Below are 12143 nucleotides of genomic sequence, written 5' to 3'. Positions count from 1 at the left end.
GCGTTGACTTTTGGCACGCTGTTGAGTTCTCAAGGAACGGACGCTTCCTTCGTACTCACCCTCTCGGGCTTTCCTCCGGGCGCTTCCCTTCGGTGATCCAGACTCTATCAGGGATTTTCGGTCTCCCCGACCACCGCCCTGCGGGCATGCGGAAGGCGATCCCGAGATAGGATCTCCTGAACGAGTTGGATGCTGCTGGGCGAGGACGCCTCGCGACGCCACTCATCCCCGAGCAGGACCACAACCGTACACGGGCCCGCCGATCGGGTGCAAATCACTTGCTTTGGTGGTCTAGACCACCAACGTGAGCTGTCGTAAGCTCTCGCCCGGAAGCGGTACTTACCGTTACATAACCTGCTGCCCAGTGCGCCGTCCCCGACAGCCGTGACGGCCCACATGGATCTCCACCCCTGGGAGGCTTTCCCATGACCACCGTGTCGTCCCCGCTCGCCGGACGTGCCATCGGCCTGGCGGCCGTGCCGGATCCGGTCTTCTCCGGCGCCATGGTCGGCCCCGGCACCGCGATCGACCCCGTGCGTGAGCCCTCCGAGGCCGTCGCTCCCGTGGACGGAGTCATCGTCTCGCTGCATCCGCACGCCTTCGTCGTCGTCGACGAGCAGGGGCACGGCGTCCTGACCCACCTGGGCATCGACACGGTGCAGCTCAACGGCGAGGGCTTCGACCTGCTCGTGAGCAAGGGCGACACGGTCACCCGCGGTCAGGCGGTGGTGCGCTGGAACCCCGCCGCCGTCGAGGCGGCCGGCAAGTCTCCCGTGTGCCCGGTCGTGGCCCTGGAGGCCACCGCGGAATCCCTGTCCGGGCTTCGCGTGGAGGGCGACGTGAAGGCCGGCGACAGTCTCTTCACCTGGAAGTGACAGCAACGCCGCCCGCGCCGGCGGCGACCGGAACGACCACCGCGGCGGCGGGACGCGCCGCACTATCGGAGACAGGTGAGATGGAGACAACGCTGCGAGGCGTCGGTGTGAGCCAAGGAGTGGCCATCGGCGAGGTTCGGCACATGGGAACGGCGGTGCTGGAACCGCCCGCCCGGCAGATCCCGGCGGAGGAGGCGGAGCGCGAGCAGAGCCGCGCCCGCCAGGCCGTGGAGGCCGTCGCGGCCGACCTGACGGCGCGCGGCAACCTGGCCGGCGGTGAGGCCCAGGCCGTGCTGGAGGCGCAGGCCCTGATGGCCCAGGATCCCGAGCTGATCGCGGACGTCGACCGGCGCATCGCCGTCGGCAGCACCGCGGAGCGCGCCGTGTACGACGCGTTCGCGGCCTACCGGGACCTGCTCGCGGGTGCGGGTGAGTACCTCGCGGGGCGGGTGGCCGACCTCGACGACGTACGGAACCGCATCGTCGCGCGTCTGCTCGGGGTTCCCATGCCGGGTGTTCCGGACAGCGACGAGCCGTACGTCCTGGTCGCCCGGGACCTCGCACCGGCCGACACCGCGCTGCTGGACCCGGCTCTGGTCCTGGGCTTCGTCACCGAGGAGGGCGGGCCGACCAGCCACAGCGCCATCCTGGCGCGGGCGCTGGGCGTGCCGGCCGTGGTGGCGCTGCCGGGTGCCAGTGAGCTGGCCGAGGGCACGGTGATCGCCGTGGACGGGAGCAGCGGCGAGGTCTTCGTGAATCCCAGTGACGAGAAGAAGGCGCAGCTGGCGGCCGCCGCGGCCGAGCGCAGGGCGGCGCTGGCCGCGGCGACGGGCCCGGGTGCCACCTCCGACGGTCACAAGGTGCCGTTGCTGGCGAACATCGGCGGTCCCGGGGACGTGGCGGCCGCGGTGGAGGCGGGTGCGGAGGGCGTCGGCCTGTTCCGGACCGAGTTCCTGTTCCTGGACGACAGCAAGAACGCTCCGTCCGAGGAGAAGCAGGTCGAGGCCTACCGCCCGGTGCTGGAGGCGTTCCCGGAGGGCCGGGTCGTGGTGCGCGTACTGGACGCGGGCGCGGACAAGCCGCTGGACTTCCTGACGCCGGCCGACGAGCCGAACCCGGCCCTGGGCGTACGCGGGCTGCGGACGCTGCTCGACCACCCCGAGGTGCTGCGCACTCAGCTGACGGCGCTGGCCCGGGCGGCGGAGGGGCTGCCGGTGCATCTCGAGGTCATGGCGCCGATGGTCGCCGACCGGGCGGACGCCAGGGCGTTCGCGGACGCGTGCCGTGCGGCGGGGCTGCGGGCGAAGTTCGGTGCGATGGTCGAGATTCCGTCGGCCGCGCTGCGTGCGCGCTCCATCCTTCAGGAGGTCGAGTTCCTGTCCCTGGGCACGAACGACCTGGCGCAGTACACCTTTGCCGCCGACCGGCAGGTGGGGGCGGTGTCGCGCCTGCAGGACCCGTGGCAGCCCGCGCTGCTCGACCTGGTGGCGATGGCGGCCGGGGCGGCGAAGGCCGAGGGCAAGAGCTGCGGGGTGTGCGGCGAGGCCGCGTCCGATCCGCTGCTGGCGTGTGTGCTGACGGGTCTGGGCGTCACCTCCCTGTCCATGGGCGCCGCGTCGCTGCCGTACGTCCGGGCGACGCTGGCGAAGTACACGCTGGCGCAGTGCGAGCGCGCTGCGGCCGCGGCCCGCGCCTCGGACAGCGCGGAGGGCGCGCGGGCCGCGGCCCGGGCGGTGCTGTCCGGCGAGTGACCGGCCACGGCCAGTGACCGGGCGCGGACGCGCGCCACACGGCTGACGCCGGCCCGCGAGGGGCGCCCCGCCTTCGTGTGGGGCGCCCCTCGCGGTTCCGGGTTGCCGGCCTGTGGGTGGTGTCAGTGCCGGTGGGGCGGCGGCGCGTCCTCTCCGAGGTCGGGCGGGGCCCCGTAGTCGACGCCGGACTCGGGTGGGACCAGGTCGCCGGACTCGACGTCGGTGCAGTAGGCGTCGAAGACCTCGCCGGCGGTGAGGGGATCGAGGCCGTCGCCGCGCAGGCGCCAGCCGTAGACGATGTCCGCGGTGCCGGGGGCGCTGGTGCGCATGACGAGTCCGCCGGGCCCGGAGGTGGCCAGGCCCAGGGCGAGGACCGTGGTGAATTCGAGGGCCTCGGTCTCGTCGAGCCGGGTGGCGCCGCCGTGCTCGTCGTCGGTGTCGTCCGCGTGCAGCACGGCGAGGAGGGTCTCCGGTGCGGCCGTGACGCTGCAGACCAGGTGCCGGTTGCCGGGCGGGGCGGTGTCGAGGACGCGGACGAGGAGGTCGGCCGCGCGGGCGAAGGCGGCGCGGCCGATGTCCTCGCCGCAGGAGGCGCAGGGGCCGAGCCCGGACAGCAGCGTGGAGGCGTACTCCCAGGTGGCCCGGCGGACGGCTTCGTCCACGAGGTCGGGCACGAGTTCGCTGAGGGGCCGGCCGTCGTAGGGCAGGGTGGGGCCGGTGGTGGCGATCTCGGCGGTGAAGCGGGCGCGGCTGGCCGGGGCGTCGGGATCGAGTCCGGTGCCGGCGCAGTACTCCGCGTATGCGACGGGGTCGAAGAGGGCCACCGCGGTGTGGCTGCCCTGGGCGGCCCGGACCTTGAGGAGTGCCTCCACCTGCTGGAGGTAGGCGGCGTGGTCGTCGAAGGCGAAGCTGCGGTAGCGCCGCATGGCACGGAAGTCGTGTTCGTCGGTGAGCAGGCCGATGGTGCCGGCGATCTCCCGGCGCAGTACGCGCCGCATGGTCCGGTGGTCGGTGTGCGCCATGTGTCCCCCTGTGTGCGCGGTCGATCAATGCTCACTGACAGTAACCGGGGGCACTGACAAGGGGGCCGGCGGGACGTTCCGCTCAGCGGCCCCGGACCGCGCCGGGGTGTCCGGCGGGTCCGGGGCCGCCACGGCGCCGGTTCCGGGCGGGGTCAGGCGCGCTTGCGCGCCAGGTCCTCGTAGAAGCGGAGCAGTTCGAGGTCGTCGATGGAGCCCGGGTTGACCGTCTTCTCCAGCGGGGTGCCCTGGAGGAGGCGCTTGACCGGGACCTCGATGCGCTTGCCGGTGAGGGTGTGCGGGATGCCGGGGACCTCGATGACCTCGTCGGGGACGTGGCGCGGGGAGAGCTGTTCGCGGATGGTCCGCCTGATGCGGTCCAGCAGGGCGTCGTCGAGGACGGCGCCCGGGATCAGGTGGACGAAGAGCGGCATCCAGTAGCCGCCGTCGGGCTGTTCGATGCCGACGACGAGGGTTTCCTTGATCTCCGGGAGGCGCTCGACGGCTTCGTAGATGTCGGCGGACCCCATGCGCACGCCCTGGCGGTTGAGCGTGGAGTCGGAGCGGCCGTGGATGATCACGGAGCCGCGGGAGGTGAGCGTGATCCAGTCGCCGTGCCGCCATACGCCGGGGTACATGGCGAAGTAGCTGTCGTGGTAGCGGCTGCCGTCGGGGTCGTTCCAGAAGTGGATCGGCATCGAGGGCATGGGGTTGGTGACGACGAGCTCGCCGACCTCGTCGACCAGCGGCGCACCGCTGGGGTCCCACGACTGCAGGTCGGTGCCGAGGCAGGGCGCCTGGAGCTCGCCGGTGTGGACGGGCAGGGTGGGCACGGCGCCGGCGAAGCAGGAGCACACGTCGGTGCCGCCGCTGACGGAGGCGATCCACAGGTCGTCGCGGACCTCGTCGTGCAGCCAGCGGAACCCGTCGGGCGGCAGCGGGGACCCGGTGGTGGCCACGCAGCGCACCGTGGACAGGTCGACGTCGCGGGCCGGGTGCACGTCCGCCTTGCGGCAGGCCATGACGTAAGCGGCGGAGGTGCCGAAGAAGGTGGCCCGGGTGCGTTCGGCGACCCGCCACTGGGCGCCCGTGTCGGGGTGTCCGGGGCTGCCGTCGTAGAGGATCACCGTGGTTCCGGTGAGCAGGCCGGAGACGAGGAAGTTCCACATCATCCAGCCGGTGGAGGTGTACCAGAAGAAGCGGTCGCCGGGGCCGAGGTCGCAGTGCAGTCCGAGCTGCTTGAGGTGTTCGACGAGGATGCCGCCCTGGGACTGCACGATGGCCTTGGGCAGGCCGGTGGTGCCGGAGGAGTACAGGACCCACAGGGGGTGGTCGAAGGGCACCTGTTCGAAGACCGGCTCGGCGTCGGCCGAGGTCAGGGCCTGCCACTCCAGTGCCCCCTCGGGGGCCGCGGTGCCCAGCAGCGGGATGTGGACGACGGCGCGCAGGGTGGGGAGCTCGCGGCGCAGTTCGGCGACGACTTCGCGCCGGTCGTGCTCCTTGCCCCCGTAGCGGTAGCCGTCGACGGTGAACAGCACGACCGGTTCGACCTGCTGGAAGCGGTCGAGGACGCTGCGCGCGCCGAAGTCGGGGGCGCAGGAGGTCCAGACGGCGCCGACGGCGGCGGTGGCGAGCAGGGCGACGACGGCCTGGGGGATGTTGGGGAGGTAGCCGCTGACGCGGTCTCCGGGGCGGACGCCGAGGGCGCGCAGTCCGGCGGCCAGGGAGCCGACCTGCCGGCGCAGCTCGGCCCAGGTCACGGGCCGTGGTTCGTGGGTCTCGTCGACGTGCAGGAGGGCGGGCTCGTCGGCGCGGCTGCCGGCCGCGCGCAGGGCGTGTTCGGCGTAGTTGAGGGTGGCTCCCGGGAACCACTGGGCCCCGGGCATCGAGCGGTCGCCGAGCACCTGGGTGTACGGCGTGCCGAACCGTACGTCGAACCACTCGGTGACGGCCTTCCAGAAGGTGTCGAGCTCCTGGACCGACCAGCGGTGCAGGGCCGGGTAGCCGCCCTCGGCGGGGGCTCCGTGGTGCTCGGCCGCCCAGGCCTGGAACTTCGTGATCTGTGCCTGGGCGATCCACTGGGGCTCGGGCTGCCACAGCGGCAGGGGGTTCACGGTCGACATGGTGGCTCCCGGACTGTGCGCGTCGTGTGCGTCGGTCCGCGCACGGGCTGGGGTGTGCGCGTGACGCGGCTGACACGGACGATGCCATGTGATCGACTTCTGCACCAGGGCGCACCCCACACAGTTGGTGCGGTGAAGATGTGGTCCGGACCCGGGTGAACGGCGGTTGAACGACACGTCCGGGAAGGCCCGGCAATGGCAGGGTGAGCAGCATGGACGGTCGTGACCTGGTGCGTTCGGTGAAGGCGATCGGTTCCGCGGGGGCTGCGCGGGGGGCGCGTACGGTGTGGGCCGCGTGGCGCAGGTGGCGTGCGGACGCCAAGGGGCTGGCGCCGCGCGGGGCCGAGCGGGCACGGGTGCCGGGCGTGGTGCGGGAGGCGGTCCCGGGGCCCGGGGGCGGTGTGGTGCGGTTCGACCGTTCGGAGCTGCGGATCTTGGTCGCGGTGAACGGGGCGGTGTTCTGGGGCTGGGACGGCGCCGGTCCCGAGCCGTCGTACGCGCTGGCGGGCCGCTGCCCGGAGCCGGACCCCCGCGCGGTGCTGGAGCCGGACAAGGACGGCGGCTGGCGGGTGGTGGCGGAGCGGGTGACGGTGGCCGTCTCGCGCAACGGCGCGATCGAGGTGTGCACGCCGGGGGGTGTGCCGTTGCGGCGCGATCTGCCGCCGCGGTGGTGGGAGCCGGCCGGCGGGGGCCCGGCTCGCTGGATGCAGCGCTCGGAGGTGGCGGCCGACGCGCGGTTCTTCGGGCTGGGCGGCCGACCGTCGGGGCCCCGGCTGCGCGACGGGGTGCACCGTCTGTGGAACACCGGCCCCGGGCGGGCGTCCGGGGCCGGGGAGGGGCCGCCGCACCTCACCATGCCGGTGCAGCTGGTGGTGGCCGACGCGGGCACGCACCTGGTGTTCCGGGACAACAGCTGGGACGGCGCGGTCACCCTCCGGGAGGGTGCGGAGGGGGCCGGGTCGGGTCACGACCGGCCGGGGGTGAGTGAGCTCCGGATGGAGGGCGGGCCGCTGCGCTGCTGGGTGGTCGTGGGCACTCCCGCGCGGGTGGCGCTCGTCTGGGCCTCGCTGACCGGGGCTCCGGCGGTGCCGCCGGCCTGGGCGCTGGGGCACCATCACGCGCGGTCGGCCTTCGGCAGCGAGCAGGAGGTGCGTGCCGTCGTCGCCGGCCACCACGAGCGCGGGCTGCCGCTGGACGCGGTGCACCTGGGCGCCGACCACTTCGAGGCGCACCAGGTGTTCACGGTCGACCGGGACCGTTTCCCGAAGCTTCCGGTGCTGGCCGAGGAGCTGCGCCGGGACGGGATACGGCTGGTGTCGGTCGTCGACCCGGCGGTGCGGGCGGCGGCGGGCCATGCCGTGTACGACGAGGGCACGGCGCGGGACGTGTTCGTGCGGGACGCCTCGGGGGCGGTCGTACGGGGTGTGGCGCGGCCCGGGGAGGTGGTGTTCCCGGACTTCACGGACGGGCGGGTGCGCGCGTGGTGGGGCCGGCTGTACGCGGAGCGGCTGGAGCAGGGGTTCGCCGGTTTCCGGCACGACATGGACGAGCCGACGTCCTTCGCCGCCTTCGGCGAGGCGACTCTGCCGCGTTCGGCACGGCACGCGCTGGAGGGCCGCGGTGGCGATCATCGTGAGGCGCACAATGTGTACGCGCTGTGCATGGCGCGGGCCGGCTACGAGGGGCTGCGGGCCCTGGCGCCGGAGGTGCGGCCGTTCCTGTTCTCCCGCTCGGGCTGGGCCGGCCTGCAGCGTTACGGCGGGACCTGGTCGGACGGCGTGGCCACCGGCTGGCCGGGCCTGCGGGCCTCGCTGTCGGTGGTGCTGGGGCTGGGGCTGTGCGGGGTGCCGTACTCGGGGCCGGACGTGGGCGGCTGCGACGGCACTCCCGCGCCGGAGCTGTATCTGCGCTGGTTCCAGCTGGCGTCGTATCTGCCGCTGTTCCGTACGCACGCCGCGCCGCGCGCGGGACGCCGGGAGCCGTGGGAGTTCGGGCCGGAGGTGCTCGCGCACGCGCGTGCGGCGCTGCTGGAGCGCCGGCGTCTGCTGCCGTACTTCGTGACGCTGGCGCACCTGGCGCGGCGCACCGGGGCTCCGTATGTGCGTCCGGTGTGGTGGGGCACGCCGGAGGACCGTGCGCTGCGGGACTGCGAGGACGCCTTCCTGCTGGGCGACGGCCTGCTGGTGGCGCCGGTGCTGGAGCCCGGGGCCGACCGGCGTGCGGTGCGGCTGCCGCCGGGACGCTGGTACGACACGGCGACGGAGCGGGCGTACCAGGGGCCGGGGCAGGTGGTGGTCGAGGCTCCCCTGTCCCGCATTCCGGTGCTGGCCCGGGGCGGTGCGGTGATCCCGGTCCGTGGTGACCAGGGCGGCCTGGAGCTGGAGGTGTGGGCGCCGGCCCGGGGACGTGCGGGCGGCGGGCTGGTGGTGCCGGACCCGGGCGACGGCTGGGAGGAGCCCGTGATCGAGCGCTGTGCCGTCCGGTGGCGGGACCGGCGGGTGGTCGTCGAGTGGGAGCGGGAGGGCGAGGCGGGCCATCCGCCGTACCCGGTGCGCGTACGCGGGCTGGAGCCGCGCTGAGGGTCAGACGTACCGGCCCTCGAACCAGGCGCGTGCGGCCAGTGTGTGCAGCGGGAAGGCGAGTTCCTGCGGCCGGCGCAGCAGGTGCCAGCCCTCCGTCTCGTCGGTGGCGGCGGAGGGCGGCAGGCTCTCGGCCGGGCGTTCGGGCAGCAGCCCGAAGAGCAGCAGGTGGCCGTCGGGCGAGCTCATGGCGTCGGCGAGCCGCACGTCGCGGGCCGCCGCGTCGATGCCCGTCTCCTCCTTGAGTTCGCGTACGACGGCCTGCCGCCAGTCCTCGCGGTGGTCCACATAGCCGCCGGGCAGGGCGGTCCCGCCGCGTGCGGGGGCGATGGTGCGGGTGACGACGACCAGGGCGGTGCCCTTCGTGTCGTACACCGGCTGGAGCGCCACCGCGACCGGGAGCGGGTTGCGGTAGGCCACGGTTCCGCAGGCGGGGCAGGTGCGCGGCCAGTCGGAGACGCCCTCCCCGTAGGGCGCTCCGCAACCCGAACAGTGCGAGTTCGCCACGGGGTTGGCGGCTGGGTGATGAATTTCGGACACGCGCGGACTGTATCCGATCAAAGGTGGGACGTCTTCCGTCAGACGTCCGGCGTCTGGCTCCCGGCGTCAGGGGGTCAGGCGGTCAGGCGGTCAGGCACCAAGCAGGAGGCAGCAGGCAGCAGGCAGCAGGCGGATCAGCGTCTCGCGGTGAGCGAGGCCCTGGAGACGGGGAAGTCGAAGTAGGTGTCGGGGGACGGCTCCGGCTTGAAGGTGTAGTGCCACCACTCCTCGGCCAGGTTGACGAAGCCGAGCCGCTCCAGGGTGTTCTTGAGCAGCAGGCGGTTGGCGCGCTGCCGGCCCTTGATCCTGGGGTCGAGGGTGTGGGCCAGGGTGTCGAAGCAGTCGTAGCCGGTGCCCATGTCGAGGGAGTTGTCCGGGAAGCGCTGTCCCCGGGGCGCGTAGCAGGGCACCAGGGGTTCGCCGGGCACGTAGGGGCGGGTCGGCACGGCCGGCAGCCGGACGATCGTGAGGTCCAGGGTGGAACCCCGGCTGTGGCCGGATTTCGCCGCGATGTAGCCGTCCTCGAAGAGCCGGGTCTTGTCGACGTCCGGGTAGAACTCGCCCTTCATGGACTGGTCGTCCAGGTCCCGCGCCCAGCGGACGAAGTGGTCGACGGCGCGCTGGGGGCGGTAGCAGTCGTAGACCTTCAGGGTGTAGCCCCGCCGCAGCAACTGCCGCTGCGCGCGGTGGAGGGCCTCGGCGGCGGGCCGGGTCAGGACGCACAGCGGTTCGCGGTAGCCGTCGACGCGCTCGCCGACGAAGTTGTGCGGGGTGTGGTAGCGGATCTCCTGGATGATCGTCGGGTCGACGGTGCCGAGGGCCACGAAGTCCGCCGGCGCCTTCGGCTCGGCGGCGGCCCGGGCACCGGCCGGGGCCGCGGTCACCGTCAGCAGGGTGGCGACCGTGGTGATCAGGGCGCGTACGGCATGGGGCAGACGTGTCATGGCCCCTACATGTACCGGGTACGCCCGCCGTCCGGGAAGCGGTTGCGCGAAGGCGGGCCGGACGTGGCGCGGCGGCGCGCGGCGCCGTGGGCCGGAGTCGCCCCTGCGGCTGTCACCGTTGGCGTCGGCGTCCTTGACGCTCCCTGTGCACGGGGGAACACTTCCCGTGTCGGTCGGCATCGCCGTCTCTCAGCGGCGTCACCAGGCTCGGCGTCGTGCGGCTCGTCCGCGCCCCGGCCTCTCCCCCACGGGCGATGCGGCCGTGACGGCACGCTCGTCACCGGTGCGGACAGGCACGCGGACCGCCCGTTCGGGCCGAGGACGCCGTCGTCGGCCCGGGTACGGGCGCCGGCACCGACGCCGGGGAAAGCGCACCTCGCAGGAGAACCGGGCGCACCGGCCCGGGCCGGGCCTAGGAGCCGCCATGAGCAACGCGCACACCGGCACCGGCGGGAGCACGGGTTCCGTTTCCGCTCCTGCCGTCCGGTCCGCGGTGGGCCCGGGCGGCGGTCTCCCGGCCGTTCATCTCGCGCCGGTTCAGTCCATTGTGGGCCAAACTGTTACCAGCAATGACACAACGGACACGATCGTTGCGAGTCCCGGTCCTGTCCCCGTCCCCCGGGAGTCCGGCAACGCGATCCACCCGACCCGCGACCCGGTCCCGCACCGCGCTCCGGCCGATCGGAGGGGCGCACGCGGGCGTCGACCACCACGCAGTCTTCCGACCCTCGCCAGCAAGGGGTAGCCATGACGGACAACGCCGACAAGTACGTGGCCGCAATCGACCAGGGCACCACCTCGAGCCGCTGCATCGTCTTCGACCACAGCGGCGCCATCGTCGCTGTCGACCAGCGGGAACACCGCCAGATCTTCCCCAAGCCCGGCTGGGTGGAGCACGACGCGACCGAGATCTGGTCGAAGGTGCAGGCGGTGGTGGCGGGCGCGATCGCCAAGGCCGGGCTGCGCGCCCACCAGATCAGCGCGCTCGGCATCACCAACCAGCGCGAGACGACGGTCCTGTGGGACCGCGCCACCGGCAAGCCCGTGCACAACGCGATCGTCTGGCAGGACACCCGCACCGCGGCGCTGTGCAACGAGCTGGGCGGCTCCGACGGGCAGGACCGCTTCCGTGAGCAGACCGGCCTGCCGCTGGCCAGCTACTTCTCCGGCCCCAAGGTGGCCTGGCTGCTCGACAACGTGCCCGGCCTCCGCGACCGGGCCGAGCGTGGCGAGATCGCCTTCGGCACCGTGGACTCCTGGCTCATCTGGAAGCTCACCGGCGGCACCGAGGGCGGGCAGCACGTCACCGACGTCACCAACGCCGGCCGGACCATGCTGATGAACCTCCAGACCCTCCAGTGGGACCCGTCCATCCTGTCCGCGATGAACATCCCCGAGGCCGTCCTGCCCGAGATCAAGTCCTCCTCCGAGGTGTACGGCACCGCCGTGGGCCAGCTCGCCGGCGTACCCGTGGCCTCCGCACTGGGCGACCAGCAGGCGGCCGTGTTCGGGCAGACCTGCTACGAGGTGGGCGACGCGAAGAACACCTACGGCACCGGCAGCTTCCTGCTGCTCAACACCGGCAACCGGCCGGTGCCCTCCAAGAGCGGCCTGCTCACCACCATGGGCTACAAGATCGGCGGCGAGCCCGCGGTCTACTGCCTGGAGGGCGCGATCGCCATCACCGGCGCGCTGGTGCAGTGGTTCCGCGACCAGCTCGGCATCATCCGCACCGCGGACGAGATCGAGCCGCTGGCGGCGAGCGTCCCGGACAACGGCGGCGCGTACATCGTGCCCGCGTTCTCCGGCCTGTTCGCACCGTACTGGCGTTCGGACGCGCGCGGCGTGGTCACCGGTCTGACCCGGTACGTCACCAAGGCGCACCTCGCCCGCGCGGTGCTGGAGGCGACGAGCTGGCAGACCCGCGAGGTCGTGGACGCCATGTACCAGGACTCCGGCGTGGAGCTGACGAGCCTGCGGGTCGACGGCGGCATGACCAAGAACAACCTGCTCATGCAGCACCAGGCCGATGTCCTCGGCGTGCCGGTGATCCGCCCCAAGGTGTCCGAGACCACCTGCCTGGGTGCCGCCTACGCGGCCGGGCTCGCCACGGGCGTGTGGAACGACCTCGACGAGCTCAAGGCGCACTGGCAGAAAGACGCCGAGTGGACCCCGGCCATGGAGCCCTCGGTGCGCGAACGCGAGTACCGCAACTGGCGCAAGGCCGTGGAGAAGAGCTTCGGCTGGCTGGAGGACGGCGAGGAGTAGCCGCTCGGGCGCGGCACGGCCGGGCACGGGCGGGGACGCGGCCG

8 protein-coding genes are annotated in these 12143 nt (G+C 73.2%); 4 read left to right on the top strand and 4 right to left on the bottom strand.

Annotated features, from left to right (window positions below; all coding sequences use genetic code 11):
- Positions 1-425 precede the first annotated feature (425 nt).
- Positions 426-875 carry a PTS glucose transporter subunit IIA gene (locus ACI2LW_RS18230; protein ID WP_404732205.1) on the top strand — a complete coding sequence of 150 codons (450 nt, stop codon included), beginning with the start codon at positions 426-428 and terminating at the stop codon, positions 873-875.
- 80 nt (positions 876-955) lie between these two features.
- Positions 956-2626, top strand: a complete 1671-nt coding sequence (gene ptsP / locus ACI2LW_RS18225) for a phosphoenolpyruvate--protein phosphotransferase (protein ID WP_404732204.1) — start codon at positions 956-958, stop codon at positions 2624-2626.
- 122 nt (positions 2627-2748) lie between these two features.
- On the opposite strand, the gene ACI2LW_RS18220 is transcribed toward ptsP, so the two are convergent.
- A complete protein-coding gene (locus ACI2LW_RS18220; protein ID WP_404732203.1) occupies positions 2749-3648 on the bottom strand; it encodes a hypothetical protein in 900 nt (299 codons plus the stop codon).
- 152 nt (positions 3649-3800) lie between these two features.
- Positions 3801-5768, bottom strand: a complete 1968-nt coding sequence (locus tag ACI2LW_RS18215) for an acetoacetate--CoA ligase (protein ID WP_404732202.1) — start codon at positions 5766-5768, stop codon at positions 3801-3803.
- Between the two features lie 212 nt (positions 5769-5980).
- Between ACI2LW_RS18215 and ACI2LW_RS18210 the strand changes: the two genes are divergently transcribed.
- Positions 5981-8347 carry a glycoside hydrolase family 31 protein gene (locus ACI2LW_RS18210; RefSeq protein WP_404732201.1) on the top strand — a complete coding sequence of 789 codons (2367 nt, stop codon included), beginning with the start codon at positions 5981-5983 and terminating at the stop codon, positions 8345-8347.
- A gap of 3 nt (positions 8348-8350) precedes the next feature.
- Here the strand turns inward: ACI2LW_RS18210 and ACI2LW_RS18205 are convergent, their stop codons facing one another.
- Both ACI2LW_RS18205 and ACI2LW_RS18200 read right to left on the bottom strand, forming a co-directional pair.
- Positions 8351-8887, bottom strand: coding sequence for an NUDIX domain-containing protein (locus tag ACI2LW_RS18205; RefSeq protein WP_404732200.1), 537 nt, complete (start codon positions 8885-8887; stop codon positions 8351-8353).
- 134 nt (positions 8888-9021) lie between these two features.
- Positions 9022-9831 carry a M15 family metallopeptidase gene (locus ACI2LW_RS18200; RefSeq protein ID WP_404732199.1) on the bottom strand — a complete coding sequence of 270 codons (810 nt, stop codon included), beginning with the start codon at positions 9829-9831 and terminating at the stop codon, positions 9022-9024.
- A gap of 747 nt (positions 9832-10578) precedes the next feature.
- Here ACI2LW_RS18200 and glpK point away from each other — a divergent pair.
- Positions 10579-12099: a glycerol kinase GlpK gene (gene glpK / locus ACI2LW_RS18195; protein ID WP_404732198.1), complete on the top strand. Its 1521-nt coding sequence runs from the start codon at positions 10579-10581 to the stop codon at positions 12097-12099.
- The last annotated feature ends 44 nt before the right edge of the window (positions 12100-12143 follow it).

It is taken from the genome of Streptomyces sp. NPDC004065, assembly GCF_044903565.1.
Lineage (GTDB): Bacteria > Actinomycetota > Actinomycetes > Streptomycetales > Streptomycetaceae > Streptomyces.
The sequence above is the reverse complement of the archived record's forward strand: the minus strand, read 5'-3'. Positions and strand labels throughout refer to the sequence as shown.